The organism is Pseudomonas sp. SWRI18 (assembly GCF_014268345.1).
Taxonomy (GTDB): domain Bacteria; phylum Pseudomonadota; class Gammaproteobacteria; order Pseudomonadales; family Pseudomonadaceae; genus Aquipseudomonas; species Aquipseudomonas cedrina.
The window spans coordinates 20454-41281 of sequence record NZ_JACCQQ010000029.1 but is presented as its reverse complement, the minus strand read 5'-3'; the positions used below and the strand labels follow the sequence as shown (position 1 = coordinate 41281).

Sequence of the window (20828 nt, the reverse complement as noted above, 5' to 3'; positions counted from 1 at the left end):
CGGGCTTGTCCCGCGCTGGGTGGCGAAGCCGCCCCAATAAAGACACAGCCAAGTTTCAGGTACTGGGTCGCCTGGTTTGGGGCTGCTTCGCAGCCCAGCGCGGGACAAGCCCGCTCACTACAGAAAATTTCGGTCTTTTTTATCGTTCCCACGCTTTGATCGCTCCCACGCTCCCACGCTCCGCATGGGAATGCCACCTGGGAGGCTTCACAGGATGGGTCTGCCTTCGATTCAGCGCTTGAGCTTGCGCTTGTTGCGGTACTGGTCGATCACCACCGCCACCACAATGATCAGGCCTTTGATGATGTCCTGGATATACGCGTCCACCCCGACAAAGGTGAACCCGCTGGCCATCACCCCCAGGATCAGCGCGCCGATCACGGTGCCGGTGATGCGCCCTACCCCACCCGCCAGGCTGGTACCGCCGATCACCGCGGCGGCGATCGCATCCAGCTCGTAGGACATGCCCATGCCGGCCTGGCCGGTGGCGGCGCGTGCCGAAGCCACCACACCGGCCAGGCCTGCGAGCAAACCGGCGATGCTGTAGACGATGATCAGGTGGCGCTTGACGTTGATGCCCGAGGTGCGCGCCGCCTGCATGTTGCCGCCGATGGCGTAGGTGTACTTGCCGTACTTGGTGTAGCGCAGGGCGATATGGAAGATCACCGCCACCACCAGGAAGATGATCACCGGCATCGCGCCATGGCCAATCGCCGTGTAGGAGTCCGAGAGCATGCTCACCGGCTGGCCTTCGGTGTAGTAACGCGCCAGGCCACGGGCCGACACCATCATGCCCAGGGTGGCAATGAACGGCGGGATGCCCGTGACGGCGATGATGCTGCCATTGATCGCCCCCGCCAGAAGTCCCACGCCAAGGCCCATCGCCACCGGGATCCACACCGGCAGGTCGGTCAGGCTCGGAAACACCGCCCGGGAAAAGTCAGAAGTTTGCGCCAGGCTGGCAGCGATCATCGCCGACAGCGCGAGTACCGAGCCCGAGGACAAGTCGATGCCGGTGGTGATGATGACCTGGGTCACACCAATCGCCAGCAGGCCAATGATCGACACTTGCAGGATCATCAGCACCAGGCGCTGGGAGTTCATCAGGAAGCTCTGGTCACGCACGATCCAGCCGAACAGCTCAAACACCAGGCCGATGCCGATCAGCACCAGGAAGATACTCAGCTCGGTGGGCAAGCGACGCCGTTGCTTGGCCGGGGCCGTGGCAGGCTTGTTGTCTGTTATTGCGTTCATAGCCAATTACCTTCTTATTCTGTAGTCAGTGGACGGCCGTCATTCCGGAAGCCAACTGCATGACTTTTTCCTGGGTCGCTTCGCTGCGGTCCAGGGTGCCCATCAGTTCGCCTTCGTGCATCACCATCACCCGGTCGCTCATGCCCAGCACTTCGGGCAGCTCCGAGGAAATCATGATCACCGCCATGCCTTCGCTGGCAAGGAAGGCAATCAAGCGGTAGATCTCAGCCTTGGCGCCGACGTCGATGCCGCGGGTCGGCTCATCCAGGATCAGCAGGCGTGGGTTGGTCATCAGCCAGCGCGCGAGCAAGGCCTTTTGCTGGTTCCCGCCGGACAAGGTGTCGATGCACTGCTCAAGAGACGGGGTTTTCACCCGCAATTTCTTGCACATGTCTTCGCACAGCGCGCGCAGGGCTTTTTGCTGGATAAAACCATTGCCCGAATAGTGCGGCAGCACGGCCATCTCCATGTTTTCCAGCACCGACAGGCACGGGAACAGGCCACTGAGCTTGCGGTCCTCGGTCAACAGCGCAAAGCCCTTCTCGATGGCCATGTGCGGGTCGGTGATGCGCACCGGTTCGCCGTCGAGGGTGATCTGCCCGCCGCTGCTTGGGGTAATGCCGAAAATGGTTTCCGCCACATTGGTGCGGCCCGAGCCCATCAAGCCGGCGATGCCGAGGATTTCCCCGGCGTGCAGGTCGAACGACACGTCCTTGAACACGCCGTCCAGGCGCAGGTCGCGCACCGACAGCAGCAAATCGCCGATCGGCGTTTCGCGCACCGGGAACAGCTGGCTCAGCTCACGCCCCACCATCATCGAAATAAGGCTGTCGCTGTTCATGCTGTCGGCACGCTGCAGGCCGATGTACTGGCCGTCGCGGAACACCGCCACTTCATCGGCGATGGCAAACACTTCGTTCATTTTGTGGGTGATGTAGACGATGCCTTTGCCCTGGGACTTGAGGTCGGCAATGATCGAAAACAGGTGGGCCACTTCCTTCTCGGTAATCGCCGACGTCGGTTCATCCATGATCAGGATGTCGGAATCGTAGGACACGGCCTTGGCAATCTCGACCATCTGCCGCTCGGCGATGCTCAGGTTGCCCACCTGTTCCTCGGGGTCCAGGTTGATGCGCAGGCGCGCCAGCAACTCGGCGGTGCAGCGGTGCATTTCGCGGTGGTTGACCATGTGCAGGCCGTTGAGCTGCTCGCGGCCGATCCAGATGTTCTCGGCGATGCTCATGTGCGGCATCAGGTTGAGTTCCTGGTGGATCATCGCGATGCCGGCCTTTTGGGCGTCCAGCGGCGTGTCAAAGCGGATCGGCTTGCCGCGCAGGCGAATCTGGCCGGCGTCGGGCTGGTAGATACCGGCGATGATTTTCATCAGGGTTGATTTGCCGGCACCGTTCTCGCCCATCAGCGCCAGGACCGAGCCTGGGCGTACGCGCAATTGCACGTCCGCCAAGGCAACAACGCCGGGAAAGCCTTTGCTGACGTTGACGATTTCCAACAGGTAGGGTTCTTCCAGCTCAGGGGACAGCGTACCGGGAGGCTGGGAAGACGTCGCTTGAGCGAGCATAGGGAAGTTCTCCTTCTGCAGGACGGCCGTGACCGCCCTGCCGGCTTATTGTTGTTATGTCGGGGCTATTTGAAGTCTTTGACGTTGTCCGGGGTGATCAATTGGTACGGGATGATCACGTTCTGCTCGACCGGCTCGTTCCTGGCCATCTTGCGCGCAGCTTCCACCGAACCGACCGCTTGCCCCTTGGCGTCCTGGAACGCCGAAGCGGCCATGTCGCCCTTGGTGATCGCATTCAAACCGTCCGGCGTGCCATCGACCCCCGCGATCAACACGCTGCCCGGCTTGGTACCCGCGGACTTGAGGGCCATGGATGCACCGATCGCCATTTCGTCGTTGTTGGCCAGCACGGCGTTGAACTCGCGGCCCTGGGTCAGCCAGTCGTTGACCAGGGTCATGCCACGGTCACGCAGCCAGGTACCGGTCTGTTCCTGCTCAATCTTGATGTCGGGGTATTTAGCCAGAACCTCTTTCACGCCTTTGGTCCGATTGGTGGTGGCATTGTTGGCCAGGTCACCCAGCAAAATCACGATTTTGCCCTTGCCGCCCATCTTTTCGGCGATGTACTGCATTTGCATCCTGCCCGCTTCGAGGTCATCGGAAGTCACCGCTACCACGCCCTTGGGCAAGTCTTTCTGGTCGGGACGGCGATTGACGAACACCAACGGAATGCCCGCCTTGGTGGCGGCATTGATGATGTTCTTGGTCGACGCGGTATCCACCGGGTTGACGATGATGGCATCGACCTTCTGGCTGATAAAATTCTCGACCTGGCTCAGTTGCTTGACCACGTCGGCGCGCGCGTCTTCGAACTGCAATTGCACGCCGTCACCCTTGGGGTAGGACTTGGCTTGCTTGTCCATGTCTTCACGCAGGTAGGTCAGGAAGGTGTCATCGAACGCGGACATGCTCACGCCCACTTTGAGGTCGGCGGCGCACGCCACACCGCTGCCCAGCATCAACGACAGGGCCAGCGCGGTAAAACGGATCGGGGTCTTCATGAACGGTCTGTCTCCACTTTCTTGTTGGTTTTTTGGACGTAGCGTTTATCAGATATGAGCTCAGAGCGAAGATGACGGCAGTCGAACCACCGGTGCTCCCGGAATGCAGCACACCAGCGCGCCTTGGTTTTCGACGCACAGCACGTTGAGAAAGGAGAAGTAGAACGGCCGGGCGCGGGGCAGACCGCGTGGCGTGTGGGCAGGGCGTAGAACTCGCAGTACAGCGTTGAAGATTTTCATCTGACGGTACCTGGTTGTTTTTGATCTTGTTTTTGTTGAGTCGCCCGAATCGCGTCCGAACGTACTTTCTGCAACCTGGAAAAGACTTTATTGGAAAAAAATTTCCATATCAACATCTTTTAGAATTTTGTTCTATTTTTGTGGAAACCTCCTACAGCGCCACCATCTCGATGACCTGCCGACGCCCCGCGCTGAGACGCGCGGCGTCCAATACGCGGGTGGTTTCCAGCGCGTCATGGGCATCCACCGGTAACGGTCCCTGCCCTTGCACAGCTGCTTGCAACTGGCGATAGAACTGCGTCCAGCAACCCTTCTCTGACGGTACCCGTTCGCGCTCCGGCCCTTGTTCGAACCAGCCCCAGCGCCGATGCTCCTCGGCGCCCCAGTGCTCGCCTTCGGTTTTTGGTGATTTGCCGGCCATCAGCGCTTCTTCCTGACCATCCAGGCCGTCGACGGTGTAACAGCCCAAACTGCCACTCACACGAAAACGCGGCGCCTGGCAGTTTTGCAGGGCATTGCCCCACAGGTGGGAAATCACGCCATTGGCGTGGGTCAGGGAGACGAAGAAACCGTGGTCGACGCTGGGGTGTTCGGCGGTGTAATGCAACTGCGCAAAGACCCGCTCCACCGGGCCGAACAGTTGCAGCGCCTGGTCCACCAAGTGGCTGCCCAGGTCGCGCAACCACCCGCCGCCGCTGGCATTGCCCACCACTTGTGGGCTGTAGCGCTCCACGCGGGATTCGAAACGGCTGACCTGGCCGAGGGCGCCGGCGTCGATGAGTTTGCGCAGGGTCAGGTAATCCGAGTCCCAGCGCCGGTTCTGGTAGACGCTCAGCAGCACCTCATGGCGCTCGGCGGCGGTGATCAGCGCCTGGGCCTGCTCGGCATTGGCGGCGAAGGGTTTGTCGCTCACCACCGCCACGCCGTGCTCAATAGCCTCCAGCACCAGCGCCGGGCGGCCTTTGAGGGTGGTGGAAATGACCAGCGCATCGACGCCGGCTTCAACGATCTGGCCGATGGAGTCGAAGGCTTTCACGCCGGGGTGATCGGTGTGCAATTGCTGGCGGCGTTCGGGTGAACGGGTCACCACGCCGACAAAGGTTGCGCCTGGCAGGGTTGCCAGTAACGGGGCGTGGAAGAAACGCCCGCCGTGGCCGTAGCCGACTAGTCCGATTCGCATAACTCACGCCTTATATGAAGTGCAAACCCAATTCAAATGTGGGAGCTGGCTTGCCTGCGATAGCGGTCTGTCAATGGCGGATTTTTGCCCTGACACACCGCTATCGCAGGCAAGCCAGCTCCCACACTGACTGCATTCCACTTTGGGATTGTGGTTCAGCCGTAAAAGCGCGGCCGCTCCGGCAAGCTGACCTTCACAATCTGCTCGCTGCCCTGGGCTTCAATGCACGCATCCGCCGCCACCGCCGCGGCAAAACCATCCCACGCCGACGGCCCACCGACCTGGCCGGCGCGCACGCTGTCGATAAATGCCTGCAACTCCACGTCATAGGCACCGATAAAGCGGTCCTTCCAGTCCATCAGGATCGCGTTGGACAGCTTGGCCCCGCTGCGCAGTTGCACCTGGGACGGCTCCGGCAACTTGGCGATGCCGGTCTCCCCCACCACTTCGCACTGGATGTCGTAGCCGTACTGGCAGTTGACGAAGACCTCCACATCGATGCGCGTGCCCTTGGCGGTTTCCAGCAACACGATCTGTGGGTCGCGCAGATGAGCCAGCGCCTTGCTCGACTTGCGCGGGAACACCACTTGCACCGACACGTAGTCGTCATTGAGCAACCAGCGCAGCACGTCCAGCTCGTGGATCAAGGTGTCGGTGATCGCCATGTCGGTCTTGTAGTTCTCGCCCACCGTCGGGTTGCGGTGCGCGCAGTGCAGCATCAGGGGCTCGCCGATCTGGCCGCTGTCGATCACGGCCTTGAGGGCGCGGTAGCCTTCGTCGTACGGGCGCATGAAACCGACCTGCACCAGGCGCTTGCCATGGGCCACTTCGGCCTCGACGATCCGGCGGCAGCCCTCGGCGGTGACGGCCAGGGGTTTTTCGCAGAACACCGGCTTGCCGGCGGCGATGGCTGCCAGCACGAACTCTTCATGGCTCGGGCCCCACGAGGTGACCAGGACCGCCTCGACCTGCGGCGACTGAATCAGCGCATGGCCGTCCGCGTACACCTCGGCGTCCAGCTTCAACTCGGCGACCACCTTGGCCGCTTGTTCAAGGTTGATGTCGGTCACCGCCACCACTTGGCTGTTGAGCAAGGTTTGGCTGCAACGGCGAATATGGTCGCGGCCGATGGCGCCCGTACCGATGACACCTATGCGCAGTGAATTAGAAAGCAAAGACATGCAAACACTCCTTTTGTTATTAGTACTGCCGGGCTTTTGCCAATTGTTCATTGAGTTTTTTCGCGGCGGCGTTCGTGCGTTCGCTGGTGGACACCTGCGCCACCCCGACCCGCCACCACGACAGGTAGCCGTGGACCATGGTCTTGGGCAGCACCTTGATGTCGATCAGCGTCGACACCGTCTGCGTGCGCGCATCGGCCAGGGCCGCTTCGAGGTGTTCCACGGTGCTGACCTTGTAGGTCTTGCAGCCGTAGGCCGCCGCGCTCATGGCGAAATCCACCGGCACCAGGCCGCCGTCGAGCTTGCCGCTCTCTGGGTTGCGAAAGCGGAACTCGGTGCCGAAGCTGTCCATGCCGTTGCCGATCTGCAGGTTGTTGATGCAGCCGAAGGCCATGTTGTCGAGCAGCACCACGTTGATCTTGCGCCGCTCCTGGATCGAGGTCGCCAGCTCCGAATGCAGCATCATGTAGGAGCCGTCACCCACCAGGGCGTAGACCTCTTTGGTCGGCTCGGCGAGTTTCACGCCCAGGGCGGCATTGATCTCGTAGCCCATGCATGAATAGCCGTATTCGACGTGGTAGGTGTTCACGCCCTTGCTGCGCCAGGCACGCTGCAGGTCGCCGGGCAGGCTGCCGGCGGCGGCGACGATGATTGCGTCGTCGGCCAGGGTCTGGTTGAGCACGCCCAGCACGCGGCTTTGGGTCAGGCAGGAGCCGGTCAGCTCGATGAATTCACGCAGCACCGCGCGGTCCAGGTGGTCGTCGACCTCGGGCACGAAGCCGTCGCCGGCATACTCCACCTGATGCACACGATCCACTTCGGCGTCCAACTGCGCCCTGGCGTCAGTGACCTGCTGGCCCCAACCGGAACGGTAATCCCCCAGCGCATCGGCGAGCGCTTGCAGGGCGACTCGCGCGTCGGCCAGCACCTGCACGCCGTCGAGCTTCAAGGCATCGCAGGGGCTGATATTGAGGTTGAGAAACGTCACCTCGGGGTGCTTGAACAACGACTTGGACGAGGTGGTGAAGTCGGTATAGCGCGTGCCGATACCAATGATCAGGTCGGCCTCGGGCGCCAGCAGGTTCGCCGCCAGGCAGCCGGTTTCGCCGATCCCGCCCACGTTCAGCGGGTGACTGGAAAGCACCGCGCTTTTGCCGGCCTGGGTTTCGGCGAAGGGGATATCAAAACGCTCGGCAAAGGCCTGCAGCGCAGCATTGGCGCCGGAATACTTCACGCCGCCGCCACAGATGATCAGCGGTTTGCGCTTGCCGTCAAAGGCGGCCAGCGCATCGGCGATCATCGCGGCGGTGGCCGGGCGACGGTCGATGCGGTGCACGCGTTTTTGCAGGAAGTAATCCGGATAGTCCCAGGCTTCGGCCTGTACGTCCTGAGGCAAGGCCAGGGTCACGGCGCCGGTTTCGGCCGGGTCGGTGAGCACGCGCATGGCGTGGATCGCGGCGCTCATCAACTGCTCGGGGCGGTTGATGCGGTCCCAGTATTTACTCACCGAGCGGAACGCGTCGTTGGTGCTGATGCTCAAGTCATGGAACTGTTCGATCTGTTGCAGCACCGGGTCGGGCTGGCGGCTGGCGTAGACATCGCCCGGCAACAGCAACAACGGGATGCGGTTGGCCGTGGCGGTCGCGGCGGCGGTGAGCATGTTGGCGGCGCCGGGGCCTACCGACGCGGTGCACGCGTAGATCTTGCGGCGCAGGTGCTGCTTGGCGAAACCGATGGCGGCATGGGCCATGCCCTGCTCGTTGCGGCCCTGGTGGACGACCAGGTCACCGCTGTCCTGCTCCAGGGCCTGGCCCAGGCCCAGCACGTTGCCATGGCCGAAAATAGTGAATACGCCGGCGACGAACTTGCTCTGCACGCCGTCGACTTCGATGTATTGGTTATCCAGGAACTTCACCAGGGCCTGGGCCATGGTCAATCGTGTTGTGGTCATCTCGCGCACCTTGTGTGAATACACATCTGTCGATCAACAGCAATCCCCTGTGGGAGCGGGCTTGCTCGCGAATGCTTAGTGTCAGTCACCTGATTCATTTACTGACCCACCGCATTCGCGAGCAAGCCCGCTCCCACAGTTTGGCCGGCGTCAGGTCCGGGAGTTTTGCAGGTGGGCCATGCTCGCGCCCAACGCCTGCCGGATATCCGCCAACCCATGCACGCTCTCGGCAAACGGCTCGAACGACAGGTAGCCGCTGTAGCCGGTGCCGAGCAAGGTGTCGATCTGCGCCGCGTTGCCGAGGATATCGCCCTCGCCCACCAGCACGCGGTGGCCGTCGCGTATCGCATTGAGCGGCGCCTCGGCATCTTCCACGCCGGAGATATGCACCAGTCCGGTCAGTTCCGGGAAGAACTCCTGTTCGCCGGCCAGGTGATGATGGAAGGTGTCATGCACCAGGCGAAACACATCCAGGCCGCCGATGGACTTGATCGCCTCCACTGCCACGCGCTTGCGCCGCATGGCGCACTCTTCAAAGCCCAGGGGCTCGATGAACCCCATGATCGCGTACTCGCGCAGGATCGGCGCCAGCTCGCTCAGGGCGGTGCGCAGGCCGGCCGCGCGCTGGGCTTCGTTGCGCGTGTCGCCAGGTTCATTGAACGGGCACATCACCAGGCCCTGGGCGCCACATTCGCGGGCGTAGGTCGCCAGTGCGATAGCCTGGGCACGGCGTTCATCGTTCCACAGATCAAACGGGTACAGCGCGTTGATCGACAGCACCGTAATGCCCTGCGCCGCGCACAGTTCGCGCACGCGGCTGGCCGGGGTGCCGAATTCGATTTGGCGGTCCGCCAGGTCATTGCGGATCTCGATGGCATCGCACTTGAGCGTGGCGGCCAACTGGATGAAATCCGGCAGGGACAGGTGCGGCGCGACCATGCGGTTCAGGGCAAAGCGTAAAGGCGACTTCATTGTTATTGTTCTCCGTCCGGAACCGCTTAGAGGTCCAGCAGCCAACTGTGCTGCGGGTCGTTGTGGAAATGCCAGGCGCGCTTGGGGCCGGCCATCACGTTCAGGTAATAGGACTCGTAGCCATACGGCACGCTGACCGGGTGATAGCCCTTGGGCACCACCACCAGGTCGCTGTTTTCCACGGCCATGGCCTGGTCGATGCTGCGGTCGTCGGTGTAGACGCGCTGGAACACGAAGCCTTGGGGCGGGTTGACCTGGTGGTAGTAGGTTTCTTCCAGGAAGCTCTGGTGCGGCAGGTCGTCGGTATCGTGCTTGTGCGGCGGGTAGCTCGACGAATGCCCGGACGGTGTGCGCACCTCCACCACCAGCAACGAGTGCGCCGGCTCGCTGTCGGGCAGGATGTCGCACACGTAGCGGGTATTGGCGCCTTTGCCGCGCACGCTGCGCTTGCAGTTTTCCGGGCGAATCAGGCGCGGCGCGTAGCCTTGCGCGCCGGGTGCCGCGCAGACGGCGATCTGCACATCGCTCAAGGCGGTGACCTGGGCGTCGGTGCCCGGCGGCAGGTACGCGGCGAACGGCGATTTGTCTTCGAAGACCGATTGGCGGTCCCCCAGGTTCTGCCAGTTGAAACCTTCGCCCTCGATATTCACGCGGCCGCTGAGCAGTACCAGGCACAGCTCTTTGTCGCCGGCGCTGACCGGCAGGGTTTCGCCCAGGCTCAGGCGGTAGGCGCGAAAACCCACATACTCCAGGCGGCCTTCTTCGAGGGCGACCAGGGTTTTGCCGCCTTTGCTGCCTTTGACCAACAAGCTCATTTTCCGGTCCTCTCATTCAAAAGAGCACGTAACGTGTCATAGCCTTTTTTCGCATAGATATAGCTGGGCGCTACCGCCGGGTCCTGCTCGGCCTCGACCACCAGCCAGCCTTCATATTTCGCGGCCAGCAGCACATCGAGCAATGCGGCGAAGTCGATATCGCCATCGCCCGGCACAGTAAAGGTGCCGTTGACGATGCAATCGGGAAAGCTCCACATCTGGTTGCGCGCCAGCTGCACCACCGCTTTGCGCACGTCCTTGAAATGCACGTGGCAGATGCGGTCGATGTGTTTGCGCAACACCTCAAGCGGTTCACCGCCACCCATGTAGCAGTGGCCCGAATCGAACAGCAGGCCGACTTCGGGGCCCGTGCGTTTCATCAACTGGTCGATGTCTTCCGGGGATTCGACGTAGGCGCCCATGTGGTGGTGGTAAGCCAGGCGCACGCCCTGGGACAGGGTAAAGCGCGCCAGTTCAGTGAGTTTGTCCGCATAGTCCTGCCAGGCCTGCTCGCTGTGAAAGCGCGGGCGTTCGATCAGGCGGATGTGCGAACCCTGGATCGAATCGGCGACCTCGCCGTAGACCAGTACCTTGGCGCCGTTGTGTTTCAACAATTCGACATGGCCGGCGATGGCCTCGATTTCTTCCGCTACCGAACGCCGCGCCAGGCGGCTGGAATACCAGCCGGAGACCAAGGCCAGGTCGTACGGGCGCAATACATCGCCGACGCCCTTGGCGTCCTTGGGGAATTTACCGTTGAGTTCGAAACCTTCGTAGCCGATTTCCTTGCCTTCGCTCAGGGCGGTGCTCAGGGGCGTCTCGCCGCCCAGGGCCGGGAGGTCGTCGTTGCTCCAGGAGATCGGGTTGATGCCAATTCGGATTGCGGGCATGGCTGCACCTTTTATTGTTTTAGCCTGAGATCACTGGGATCTGCTTTATGTGGGAGCGGGCTTGCTCGCGAAAGCGGTGGTTCAGTTACAGAATTGTTGCCTGACACACCGCTTTCGCGAGCAAGCCCGCTCCCACATTTGATCGTGTTTAATTTCTAGCGCTGCGCCAGGCATTGATCAGCTGTTCGAAAGTCGCCTGGACACGCTGGATCAGGGTCTCATCATCAATCTCCCCCGCCATCCACAAACGGCTCGGCTCCTGGAAAATCGTGCGGCCCACGGCAAAGCCCCGGCAGGTGGTGCTCAGGCGTGCCTGCCGGAAGCCTTCGGCGAGGCATTCGGCCGAGGCATTCAGGCCCAGCAGCACCACGCCACGGCAGTACGGGTCGCGCTCATGAATCAGCTCGTCCAAGCGCTGCCAGTCTTCGGCCGACTGCGCCTCGATCTTCCACCACGCCGGGTAGATGCCCAGGTTGTAGAGGCGTTTGAGGCTGCGGTAGAGCACGTCCGGGTAAGTGGACGGATGATCCTTGGGCGGGATGACTTCCAGCAGCAATTCATGGCCGCTGACGATCGAGGCCTCGTAGACCGCCTTGAGTTGCGCTTCCTGCTCCAGGCGCAGCAGCGGCTCGTCGTCGGGGTGAAATTGCACCAGGCACTTGATGATTTGTTCCTGGGGCCAGGCGATCAGGTTGCTGCCAATCGAGCGTCCATGTTCGAACGCCAGGGGCCGCGAGTTCTGCACTTCCACCGGGCGCGCGATCCACCAGCCGCGACCGCTGGCGGCGTTGAGTGCGTCCTGGCCGAAGCGCTGGTCGGCGAGCAGGCCCACATCGGCGTCGACGCCCTGCTCGCTCAGTTTGCGCTCGACACGCTCGATGGCCTGGATAAACAGTTGCTTGGCGTCACTGATGCGCTCAGGCGCCTGGCCGCCTTTTTGCGCCAGTTCCACCAATTGCCAGCGGTGGTCGAAGGCAAACACGAACAGCTGCTTCCAGGCCTTGCGCGGCACCGTCACACGGTGCAGGCGTTGCAGGGTCACGTCCTGGTCGGGCCGGGTGATCGGCACCGGACTGTTGAACAGGTACTCCAGCTCCGCAGGGGTCGGCATGGCCGGGGCGCAGGCGTGGCGCGAAACGACCAGGCCGCCGCAGGCGTTGGCCAACTGGCTGCAACGTTCATCGCTGGCATCGTTGATCCAGCCGCTGAGGAAGCCCGACATGAAAGCATCGCCGGCACCCAGTACATTGAGCACTTCAACGCGCACACCGGGATAAATGGCACCGTCTTCGAGCTGTGCCGGGATGGCACCGTGGATCACCGTGCAACCCTGCGGACCGAGCTTGACCACCAGGGTCGCCGGGGTCAGTTCGCGCACTTTACGCAGGGCGGTGAGCAAGTCTTCACTGCCGCCGGCGATCAGGAATTCTTCTTCGGTGCCGACGATCAGGTCAAAGCGCGGCAGGATTTTCTGCACATGCTGGCTCACATTCTGGTCGGCGACAAACCGGGTCTCGCCATCTGCCTTGCCCGCCAGGCCCCACAGCACCGGGCGGTAGTCGATATCCAGCACGCGCTTGACGTTGTGCCGCGCGGCGTAATCCAGGGCCTGAATGCTGGCCTTGTAGACGCCGTCGGTGGAGAAATGCGTGCCGGTGATCAGCAGCGCCTTGCTCGAAGCAATAAAATCTTCATGGATGTCTTCGGCGCGCAGGGCCATGTCGGCGCAGTTTTCGCGGTAGAACACCAGGGGGAAGGTTTCGCGGTCCTTGAGGCCCAGCAGCACCAGGGCGGTGAGGCGCTCCGGGTCGACCTTGATACCGCTGACATCGCAGCCTTCACGGGCCAGGGATTCCACCAGGAAGCGGCCCATATGGTCGTCGCCGACCCGGCTCAGCATGGCCGACTTGAGCCCGAGCCTTGCGGTGCCGAAAGCGATATTGGCGGAGGAACCGCCGAGGTACTTGGCGAAGCTTGCAACGTCCTCAAGCCGCGCGCCCACTTGCTGTGCGTAAAGGTCGACGCCCAGGCGCCCGAGGCAAATCAGATCCAATTGACGCCCACTGGCAAAACGAGTCTGGCCCATGCTGGCTCCTGTTATTTTTATCAGCCTGCGTTGTACCGCCGTGGCGACGGCAAACGCTCTTGGTGCAAGCAGACTAGAACGTCCGGCGGCGCCAATCAATATTTATTCCATATATTTTTTTAGTGGAATATTTTTTCCATTAAGCTTGTACAGGATCATTCCAGCCCCACTGCATCGTTTCAGCAGGCCGCGCCGCCCGTGATGCCGAGGTATTTTTTTGCGCCTACCCTGTAGACTTGCGCCACCCATCAGCGCATCAGAAGAAACTGTCAGAAGGATTGCCCATGTCCCGCACCGATCACGAGACCGCCCTGGAAGAACCCGTCGCCAGCCCTCCGATCAATGCCGACCGTCTGTTGCAGCTGATTACCGACGAATACGAGAGCCTGCCGCGCCAGCTCAAGCGCATCGCCAGCTACATGAGCCAACAGAGCGACCGGATCATGGTCGACCGCATCAGCGACATCGCCCGCGAGTGTGAAGTGCACCCGTCGGCCATCGTGCGGTTCTCCCAGCGCTTCGGGTTCAGTGGGTTCAGTGAGATGCAGGCGCTGTTTCGCGAGGCCTACACCCACAAGACCACGCCGGTGCAGAACTACCAGCAGCGCATCCGCAGCATGATCGCCAACAAGTCGCAAAAGGCCAGCGGCGGCGACCTGGCGCGCGAATGCGTCAACGCAACATTGTCGGGTATTGAAAGGCTGGGGCTGGAACTGGATGACGTGGCCTTCGACAAGGCCGTGGACCTGGTGGTGAATGCCGACAATATCTACGTGGTCGGCGTACGCCGTTCCTTTGCGGTGGCCGATTACCTGGTCTACAACCTGCAGCACACCAACAAGCGCATTCACCTGATCTCGGGCCTGGGCGGCAGCTATCGCGAGCAGATGCGCAGCGTGCGTGCCAATGACTTGGTGATCGCCATCAGCTTTACGCCTTACGGCAAAGAGACCCAGCATTGCCTGCGGATTGCACAGCATCACCAGGCCAAGACGCTGATCATTACCGACAGTAACCTGTCACCCCTGGCCAAGCGGGCGAACGCGGTGTTGTTGGTCAATGAGGGATCATCGTTTGCCTTCCGCTCGCTGAGCGCCACGCTGTGCCTGTGCCAGGCGTTGTTTATCGCGGTGGCGTACCGGTTGGAGTTGAAGGTGGATGAAATTCATGAGCAGGTTGGGTTTGATGACTGACAAATGTGCCTAACGTTTGTCTGACACGGCGCAAAACCAAATGTGGGAGCGGGCTTGCTCGCGAATGCAGAGTGTCAATCACCAGATGTGCTGGCTGACACACCGCATTCGCGAGCAAGCCCGCTCCCACAGGGATGGAGCAGGCTTTGCTCAGATCACATGAAGATAGCGATCAGAATGATGATCGGAATCGGAATGCCGAGGAACCACAGAAGTAATGAACGCATGATGTTCTCCTTTTATTAACGGACAAAGTGTTCGGTTTCGACATACACCACCGCATCGCGACGGCGACCGCCGAAGGTTGCAGCGAAGCTGGCGAAGAAGGCGCCAATCAGCAGCGCGATGAACATCCACAGCGACGTGTAGGCGGCCACCTTGGCGGCGGTGTCGGCGGCTTGCTTGGCTTTGAGCTTGGCGTCTTCGACGGCTTTACGTGCATCGCCGTAAACCTTGTCGATACGCGCCTCGGCGTCGGCCTGGCTGAGGTTGGTGCGCTGGCTGATCAACTGGGCCAGGTAGGCCCGGTCTTCAGCAGCCAGCTCACCGTTGTTGCTCACGGTGCGACCGAGAATCCGTGCGACCACACCGTGTACCGCATCGTCGCTGACCGCCGCAGGGCGATCATCGCGAAACAGGCTGTCGACATAGTAATCAAGGTGATCGGCACTGCCATTGGCCGCGGAACCGGCGGCTTGGGTCATGCCACCGGCGGCGCCCGATACCACGCTGGCACCGGCTTTCACACCGCCGCTGACGGCACTGCTCACCGAACCGACCACCAGCATCGCCGTGATCAGCGTGGCCACGGCCCAGGCCAGGAAGCCGTGGGCGGTATCGCGAAAGTACACCTCATCGCCATGCATGTTGGCCCACTTCACTCGCAACCGGCCGGCAATGTAGCCGCCCAGCCCGGACGCGACGATCTGGGTAAACGCCAGCCATATAATCGTGGATATGCCAAGCCCCTTGGCGCTGATACCGCTGTCGGCCCACGGCGATACCGCCGAAAAGCCCAGGCCGAAGCCCAGCAATACCAGGATCAGCGACAACGCCGCCGCCGCGGCGGCCCCGGCAAAGATCGCCCCCCAGGAAACCCCGGAGAGCGTGCTCGACTCTTGCAGCGTGGATGAAGAGGTGATCATTGTTGTTTGCTCCCGGCAGGAAAAATAGTGTTGCAAGTCTCAAAAGGGACAGTGCAGGCACCATGCCAGTCGCCACAGAAAATAAAATCGTTATATTTCAACGATTTAATTAAATTGAACTTGCGCAAACCATGCAAGTTGCAAGAAACGACCGAATCAAGCAGGCGTTATGCATACCCCCTGTGGGAGCGGGCTTGCTCGCGAATGCGGTGGGTCAGGCAACACATCAGTCACTGAACCACCGTATTCGCGAGCAAGCCCGCTCCCACACTTGTCACTGTCCGTTTATGAAATCTGTGTCAGTTTTGCCAAAGTGAAGTTTTATTTAGGAAGCGTTCAGCCATTTCTTGGCAAAATGCCCGCACTTCAGTGTGAATCGCTCACCAGGTAATCCTATGACCCGTATTTTGACCATCGAGGATGACGCCGTAACGGCCCGCGAGATCGTCGCCGAGCTGAGTAGCCATGGACTGGAAGTAGATTGGGTAGACAACGGCCGCGAAGGCCTGGTGCGTGCCGTGAGTGGTGATTACGACCTGATCACCCTCGACCGCATGCTGCCGGAACTCGATGGCCTGGCCATCGTCACCACACTTCGCACCATCGGTGTGGCGACGCCGATCCTGATGATCAGCGCCCTCTCCGATGTCGACGAACGCGTGCGCGGCCTGCGGGCCGGCGGTGACGATTACCTGACCAAGCCGTTCGCCTCGGACGAAATGGCCGCCCGCGTCGAAGTGCTGCTGCGGCGCAAGAGCACGGTCAAGGAGTTCGAAACCGCCCTGCGCGTGGCCGACCTGGAGCTGAACCTGATCAGCCGCGAAGCCAGCCGCGCCGACCAACCGCTGAGCCTGTTGCCCACCGAATACAAGTTGCTCGAATTCCTGATGCGCAACACCGGGCAGATTCTGTCGCGGATGATGATCTTCGAAGAGGTCTGGGGCTATCACTTCGACCCGGGCACCAACCTGATCGATGTGCACATCGGTCGCCTGCGCAAGAAAATCGACCCGCCGGGCCTTCCGCCGTTGATCCGCACGGTGCGAGGTTCCGGTTATGTCATTGCTGAACCCCTCTAAGGGCTGGCGCTCATCCAGCAGCCGTTTGCTGGCGCTATACAGCTCGTTATTCGTGGCCTGGAGCTGCATTCTGATGGGGGTGCTGTATTTTGAGGTGTCGGGTTACCTGGGCGATTTGTCGCGCCATTCGCTGATGCAGCGCCAGCACCTGTTTCAGCGCTTCGACGGCGAAGAATTGGTGGAGGCGCTGACCACCAGCATGACCTTCGACATGAAGGGCGTGGACGCCTATGGCCTGTTCGACGAGCAATTGCGCCCCCTCAGCGGGCCGATCCGCGCAGTGCCGCCGGACCTGTCCCTGGACGGCAAAATCCATGCCCTGGCCAATTGCGTCGACTCCGACGACCCCAAACTGCCCAAGGACAGCTGCGACGCCGTGGCCACCCACACCGCGGACGGCCGCTGGCTGGTACTGGTGCGCGCCAACGGTTCGCTGTTCGGCGTGACCCGGATCATCTGGCATGCCCTGCTCTGGGCGCTGTCGCTGACGATCATTCCGGGCGCGGCCGGCTGGCACCTGTTGCGCCGCCGCCCGTTGCGGCGGATTCGCGGGATCCAGGCCAGCGCCGAAGCCATAGTCGCCGGCGACCTCACCCACCGCCTGCCGCTGTCGAACCGCCGCGACGAATTGGACATGCTCGCGGCCATCGTCAACGCCATGCTCGACCGCATCGAAAAGCTGATGAATGAGGTCAAGGGTGTGTGCGACAACATCGCCCACGACCTGCGCACCCCGCTGACTCGTCTGCGCGCGCAGTTGTATCGCATCAAACAGGAGGCCGAGGCGGAGTCGGACTGCGCAGTGAAGCTGGACGACGCGATTGCCGAGACCGACACCCTGATGGCGCGCTTTCGCGGGCTATTGCGTATCTCCGAACTGGAAGACCACCAGCGACGCTCGGGTTTCCTGGTGATGGACCCGTTGCCGCTATTGCGCGAGTTGCACGACTTTTATCTGCCCCTGGCGGAAGAAGGCGAGCTGCAGCTGGTGTTGGAAGCGCCGGACTCGCTACCCTGGGTCACCGGCGACCGCGCACTGCTGTTCGAGGCCCTGGCCAACCTGCTGAGCAACTCGATCAAGTTTTCGCCACCGGGCGGCGAAGTGAGGTTGCGCGGGGTCAACGATGCTGGCAGTACCCGCATCGAAGTACACGACTCCGGACCCGGCATACCGGCGGCCGAGCGCAAGGCGGTGTTCCAACGCTTTTATCGCGTGGACGAAAGCGACCAGCAAGGCGGGTTCGGCCTGGGCTTGTCGATTGTGGCGGCGATCATCAACTTGCATGGGTTCAAGTTGGAGGTGGGCGCCAGTGCAAGCGGTGGGGCAAGGCTGATGCTGGAGTGCCGCCAACAGTTGATGCCAGAGTAATCCCGACCCTGTAGTGAGCGGGCTTGTCGAATCGTCGCACCGCCCGCGCTGGGTGGCGAAGCCGCCCCAAACCAGACGATCTGGTTTCATCTGGAACCCTACGGTGTCCTTATTGGGGCCGCTTCGCAGCCCAGCGCGGGACAAGCCCGCTCACTACAAAGATGCGTAGATACCTATGGCCATCGCAGGCAAGCCAGCTCCCACATTGGGTTTGCGGTGTTTGAAAGATCAGGCCGGGAAGTTGGCGCGCAACGCCTCTAACCCACCGCTGTACACACCGGCAAACAACGCTTCGACCGCTGCGTCCTCAGTCCCCGCCGCCGGGGTAAACACGCCGGACCAGGTCACCTTCGCCGACGACTCCGTCAGCGCCTCGACCTGCAACGTTGCCAGGTAGGCACTCACCGGGAACGGTGACTGTTCAATGGTGTAGCTGTAGGTGCGCGCCACGTTATCGAATGTCTGCAAGCGCTCGACGATCACGCCGCCGTCGGCGGTGGTCAGGTGCCGCACGCGGCCGCCTTCGCCGGGCTCGCTCTTGGCGATCAAGGGTAGCCAATCCGGCAGGCTGTTGAAGCCCCCCACCAACTGCCAGACCTGGTCGGCCGGCACCGGGATTTCAATTACGGAAGATGCTGTTGGCACGGTAAATCTCCAAAAATCGTAGGAAAACGTCGCCCAGCCTGCCACGCCTGAGGCATCAATGCATCCATTGATACAGGAGGGAGCAAGCCCCCTCCACCTCTTGATGGCAGGTCAGGGCAACGATTTGAGGAAGGTGGTGATCAATTGGTTCACCCGTTCCGCCGCTTCCAACTGCACCATATGCCCCTGCCCCGGCAGAATCTCCACCTGGGCCGCCAACCCCTCGGCATGGGTCGCCGGGATGATTGCATCATCGCTGCCCCAGATCACCAGGCTCGGCTGTCGCCCCACCCCGCTGCGCAGATCGATCGTCTGCCGCCCGCCCTCGAACAGCTGCTGATTGAGCTGGCGCAGGGCTTGGTCCACGCCCTCGAGCCGCTTGAACTTGAGCATGTCCTCCAGCATCTGCCGCGTCACCAGCGCAGGGTCGCTGAACAGTTGGGTCAACTGGGGCTTGAGGGCATTGCGGTTTGTTGCGTCGGCAAAGCCTTGCAGGTAATCACCGTTGATATCCGGGCCCAGGCCGGCGCTGGCGATCAGGGTCAACGACGCGACGCGCTCGGGCGCCTGGGCGGCAACCGTCAGGGAAACCAACCCGCCCATGGAATGCCCGGCCAGGTGCACGCGGTCGAGCTTGAGGTGGTCAAGCAGGGCCAACACTGCCTGGCTCAGCTCCTGGGCATCGGCGCTTTGCAAGTGCTTGCCCGACTCGCCATGCCCCGGCAGGTCCAGGGCGATCACACGGCGCTCGGCGGCCAATGCCGGTTGGTTGAACAGCCAGTTGTTCAGGTCGCCACCAAACCCGTGGACCAGCACCAACGGCGTGCCGCCCTCGCCCAGGTCGAGATAACGCAGCAAGCGCCCGCCTATCTCGGCTTTCTGCGCAGTTGGCCCAGAGGCTTCGGCCTCGGCCGCGCTGGAAACAAACCCGGCGTTGAAGCGTTCAATCACGGCGTCAATCTCGGCTTCCGTGGCCTCGCCTTCCACGACGATCCCCAGCAAGGCGCCGACCGGCAAGGTCTCGTCGCTCAGCGCCAATACCCGGCGCAATACACCACTGAATGGCGCCTCGACACTGCTGGAGATTTTGTCGGTCTCTACGTCCAGCACCTCCTCGCCTTTCTCCACTCGGTCGCCGGGTTGCTTGAGCCAGACATCGACGCGCCCTTCGGTCATCGACAGCCCCCACTTGGGCATGGTCAGGGTGTGGATCATGCGGCGTTCCTCTTGTCGGCGATCTTCAGCACAGCGGCTTCGATCTTCGCGGCGTTGGGGATGTACAGGTCTTCCAATGCATCGGAAAACGGCACGGGGGTGTGCGGCGCGGTGACCATCTCAATCGGCGCGCGCAGGCAAGAAAACCCCCTTTGCGCGACCAGCGCACTGATATCGGTGGCGATCGAACAGCGTGGGTTGGACTCGTCGATCACCACCAGCCGCCCGGTTTTCTCGACGCTTTCAAGGATGCTGTCTTCGTCGAGCGGACTGGTTGTGCGCAGGTCCAGCACTTCGCAGTCGACGCCCTGGCGGGCCAGGTTGGCGGCGGCTTCCAGGGCGATATGCACCATGCGCCCGTAGGTCACCAGGGTCACGTCCTTGCCTTCGCGCACAAAGTTGGCTTCACCGAACGGCACGGTGTACAGCTCTTCCGGCACCTCGCCTTGCAGGCTGTAGAGCATCTTGTGTTCGAGAAAGATCACCGGGTCGTTATCGCGGATCGCCTGGATCAGCATGCCCTTGGCGTCATAGGGCGTGGCCGGGCACACCACTTTAAGGCCGGGAATATGCGTCCACATCGAGGTGAGCATCTGCGAATGCTGGGCCGCCGCACGCAGGCCGGCGCCGTACATGGCGCGGATCACCAGCGGCGTGGTGGTCTTGCCGCCGAACATGTAGCGGAACTTGGCGGCCTGGTTGAGCAACTGATCGAGACAGCAGCCGATGAAGTCGACGAACATCAACTCGCACACCGGGCGCATGCCACGGGTGGCCGCGCCAACGGCCATGCCCACGTAGCCGACTTCGGACAACGGCGCGTCCAATACGCGCTCGGGAAATTCCGGGTAAAGGCCTTTGGTCACCCCGAGCACGCCGCCCCAGGCATCCTGTTCGCCAGGGGCGCCGGTGCCGCCGGACACATCCTGACCAATGATGAAAACGCTCTGGTCACGGCGCATTTCCTGGGCCAGGGCTTCGTTGATTGCCTGCTGATAGCTGATTTTGCGAGCCATGAAAATTCTCTCCGAAG

At 61.9% G+C, this 20828-nt stretch carries 18 protein-coding genes; 3 read left to right on the top strand and 15 right to left on the bottom strand.

Annotated features, from left to right (window positions below):
• Nucleotides 1-231 precede the first annotated feature (231 nt).
• The 11 genes from H0Z09_RS24655 to iolC form a co-directional block, all read right to left on the bottom strand.
• Nucleotides 232-1254 (bottom strand): ABC transporter permease, encoded by a 1023-nt coding sequence (locus H0Z09_RS24655; RefSeq protein WP_076952492.1) that lies wholly within the window; start codon nt 1252-1254, stop codon nt 232-234.
• Nucleotides 1255-1279: 25 nt separating this feature from the next.
• On the bottom strand, nt 1280-2833 hold the full coding sequence (locus tag H0Z09_RS24650) for a sugar ABC transporter ATP-binding protein (RefSeq protein WP_076952493.1): 1554 nt from the start codon (nt 2831-2833) through the stop codon (nt 1280-1282).
• Between the two features lie 65 nt (nt 2834-2898).
• Nucleotides 2899-3834: a sugar ABC transporter substrate-binding protein gene (locus H0Z09_RS24645; RefSeq protein WP_186694191.1), complete on the bottom strand. Its 936-nt coding sequence runs from the start codon at nt 3832-3834 to the stop codon at nt 2899-2901.
• Nucleotides 3835-3894: 60 nt separating this feature from the next.
• A complete protein-coding gene (locus H0Z09_RS24640; RefSeq protein ID WP_076952495.1) occupies nt 3895-4074 on the bottom strand; it encodes a hypothetical protein in 180 nt (59 codons plus the stop codon).
• Between the two features lie 151 nt (nt 4075-4225).
• Complete coding sequence (locus tag H0Z09_RS24635) at nt 4226-5254, bottom strand: Gfo/Idh/MocA family oxidoreductase (protein WP_186694190.1); 1029 nt, start codon at nt 5252-5254, stop codon at nt 4226-4228.
• Nucleotides 5255-5409: 155 nt separating this feature from the next.
• On the bottom strand, nt 5410-6435 hold the full coding sequence (locus H0Z09_RS24630) for a Gfo/Idh/MocA family oxidoreductase (RefSeq protein ID WP_186694189.1): 1026 nt from the start codon (nt 6433-6435) through the stop codon (nt 5410-5412).
• Nucleotides 6436-6454: 19 nt separating this feature from the next.
• Nucleotides 6455-8386 (bottom strand): 3D-(3,5/4)-trihydroxycyclohexane-1,2-dione acylhydrolase (decyclizing), encoded by a 1932-nt coding sequence (iolD, locus tag H0Z09_RS24625; protein WP_186694188.1) that lies wholly within the window; start codon nt 8384-8386, stop codon nt 6455-6457.
• A 150-nt stretch (nt 8387-8536) separates the two neighbouring features.
• The gene (locus H0Z09_RS24620) at nt 8537-9358 is read right to left on the bottom strand and encodes a TIM barrel protein (protein ID WP_186694187.1); all 822 of its coding nucleotides are present in this window, start codon (nt 9356-9358) and stop codon (nt 8537-8539) included.
• Nucleotides 9359-9384: 26 nt separating this feature from the next.
• A complete protein-coding gene (gene iolB, locus H0Z09_RS24615) occupies nt 9385-10173 on the bottom strand; it encodes a 5-deoxy-glucuronate isomerase (RefSeq protein ID WP_186694185.1) in 789 nt (262 codons plus the stop codon).
• Complete coding sequence (iolE, locus tag H0Z09_RS24610; protein WP_186694183.1) at nt 10170-11063, bottom strand: myo-inosose-2 dehydratase; 894 nt, start codon at nt 11061-11063, stop codon at nt 10170-10172. The genes iolB and iolE overlap by 4 nt, the downstream gene beginning before the upstream one ends.
• A 148-nt stretch (nt 11064-11211) precedes the next feature.
• Nucleotides 11212-13149: a 5-dehydro-2-deoxygluconokinase gene (gene iolC, locus H0Z09_RS24605; protein ID WP_186694181.1), complete on the bottom strand. Its 1938-nt coding sequence runs from the start codon at nt 13147-13149 to the stop codon at nt 11212-11214.
• A 284-nt stretch (nt 13150-13433) separates the two neighbouring features.
• On the opposite strand from iolC, the gene H0Z09_RS24600 reads away from it, so the two are divergent.
• The gene (locus tag H0Z09_RS24600) at nt 13434-14342 is read left to right on the top strand and encodes a MurR/RpiR family transcriptional regulator (protein WP_076952503.1); all 909 of its coding nucleotides are present in this window, start codon (nt 13434-13436) and stop codon (nt 14340-14342) included.
• A 242-nt stretch (nt 14343-14584) separates the two neighbouring features.
• Here the strand turns inward: H0Z09_RS24600 and H0Z09_RS24595 are convergent, their stop codons facing one another.
• Nucleotides 14585-15487 carry a hypothetical protein gene (locus H0Z09_RS24595; RefSeq protein WP_186694179.1) on the bottom strand — a complete coding sequence of 301 codons (903 nt, stop codon included), beginning with the start codon at nt 15485-15487 and terminating at the stop codon, nt 14585-14587.
• Nucleotides 15488-15882: 395 nt separating this feature from the next.
• Here H0Z09_RS24595 and H0Z09_RS24590 point away from each other — a divergent pair, with 395 nt between their 5' ends.
• Both H0Z09_RS24590 and H0Z09_RS24585 read left to right on the top strand, forming a co-directional pair.
• Nucleotides 15883-16566, top strand: coding sequence for a response regulator transcription factor (locus H0Z09_RS24590; RefSeq protein ID WP_076952505.1), 684 nt, complete (start codon nt 15883-15885; stop codon nt 16564-16566).
• Entirely contained in the window at nt 16544-17935 is a 1392-nt protein-coding gene (locus tag H0Z09_RS24585; RefSeq protein ID WP_186694177.1) for a HAMP domain-containing sensor histidine kinase, read from the top strand. The genes H0Z09_RS24590 and H0Z09_RS24585 overlap by 23 nt, the downstream gene beginning before the upstream one ends.
• Before the next feature lie 228 nt (nt 17936-18163).
• Here the strand turns inward: H0Z09_RS24585 and H0Z09_RS24580 are convergent, their stop codons facing one another.
• From H0Z09_RS24580 to H0Z09_RS24570, 3 genes are all read right to left on the bottom strand, one after another.
• Nucleotides 18164-18580: an SRPBCC family protein gene (locus H0Z09_RS24580; protein WP_076952507.1), complete on the bottom strand. Its 417-nt coding sequence runs from the start codon at nt 18578-18580 to the stop codon at nt 18164-18166.
• A gap of 111 nt (nt 18581-18691) precedes the next feature.
• On the bottom strand, nt 18692-19795 hold the full coding sequence (locus tag H0Z09_RS24575; protein ID WP_186694175.1) for an acetoin dehydrogenase dihydrolipoyllysine-residue acetyltransferase subunit: 1104 nt from the start codon (nt 19793-19795) through the stop codon (nt 18692-18694).
• Nucleotides 19792-20811 (bottom strand): alpha-ketoacid dehydrogenase subunit beta, encoded by a 1020-nt coding sequence (locus H0Z09_RS24570; protein WP_186694173.1) that lies wholly within the window; start codon nt 20809-20811, stop codon nt 19792-19794. The genes H0Z09_RS24575 and H0Z09_RS24570 overlap by 4 nt, the downstream gene beginning before the upstream one ends.
• Nucleotides 20812-20828 lie beyond the last annotated feature (17 nt).

What these genes read in the sequence shown, in the direction of transcription:
- H0Z09_RS24655 (WP_076952492.1), bottom strand. Translation starts at nt 1,254, where the DNA reads ATGAACGCAATAACAGACAACAAGCCTGCCACGGCCCCGGCCAAGCAA.
- H0Z09_RS24650 (WP_076952493.1), bottom strand. Translation starts at nt 2,833, where the DNA reads ATGCTCGCTCAAGCGACGTCTTCCCAGCCTCCCGGTACGCTGTCCCCT.
- H0Z09_RS24645 (WP_186694191.1), bottom strand. Translation starts at nt 3,834, where the DNA reads ATGAAGACCCCGATCCGTTTTACCGCGCTGGCCCTGTCGTTGATGCTG.
- H0Z09_RS24640 (WP_076952495.1), bottom strand. Translation starts at nt 4,074, where the DNA reads ATGAAAATCTTCAACGCTGTACTGCGAGTTCTACGCCCTGCCCACACG.
- H0Z09_RS24635 (WP_186694190.1), bottom strand. Translation starts at nt 5,254, where the DNA reads ATGCGAATCGGACTAGTCGGCTACGGCCACGGCGGGCGTTTCTTCCAC.
- H0Z09_RS24630 (WP_186694189.1), bottom strand. Translation starts at nt 6,435, where the DNA reads ATGTCTTTGCTTTCTAATTCACTGCGCATAGGTGTCATCGGTACGGGC.
- iolD (WP_186694188.1), bottom strand. Translation starts at nt 8,386, where the DNA reads ATGACCACAACACGATTGACCATGGCCCAGGCCCTGGTGAAGTTCCTG.
- H0Z09_RS24620 (WP_186694187.1), bottom strand. Translation starts at nt 9,358, where the DNA reads ATGAAGTCGCCTTTACGCTTTGCCCTGAACCGCATGGTCGCGCCGCAC.
- iolB (WP_186694185.1), bottom strand. Translation starts at nt 10,173, where the DNA reads ATGAGCTTGTTGGTCAAAGGCAGCAAAGGCGGCAAAACCCTGGTCGCC.
- iolE (WP_186694183.1), bottom strand. Translation starts at nt 11,063, where the DNA reads ATGCCCGCAATCCGAATTGGCATCAACCCGATCTCCTGGAGCAACGAC.
- iolC (WP_186694181.1), bottom strand. Translation starts at nt 13,149, where the DNA reads ATGGGCCAGACTCGTTTTGCCAGTGGGCGTCAATTGGATCTGATTTGC.
- H0Z09_RS24600 (WP_076952503.1), top strand. Translation starts at nt 13,434, where the DNA reads ATGTCCCGCACCGATCACGAGACCGCCCTGGAAGAACCCGTCGCCAGC.
- H0Z09_RS24595 (WP_186694179.1), bottom strand. Translation starts at nt 15,487, where the DNA reads ATGATCACCTCTTCATCCACGCTGCAAGAGTCGAGCACGCTCTCCGGG.
- H0Z09_RS24590 (WP_076952505.1), top strand. Translation starts at nt 15,883, where the DNA reads ATGACCCGTATTTTGACCATCGAGGATGACGCCGTAACGGCCCGCGAG.
- H0Z09_RS24585 (WP_186694177.1), top strand. Translation starts at nt 16,544, where the DNA reads ATGTCATTGCTGAACCCCTCTAAGGGCTGGCGCTCATCCAGCAGCCGT.
- H0Z09_RS24575 (WP_186694175.1), bottom strand. Translation starts at nt 19,795, where the DNA reads ATGATCCACACCCTGACCATGCCCAAGTGGGGGCTGTCGATGACCGAA.
- H0Z09_RS24570 (WP_186694173.1), bottom strand. Translation starts at nt 20,811, where the DNA reads ATGGCTCGCAAAATCAGCTATCAGCAGGCAATCAACGAAGCCCTGGCC.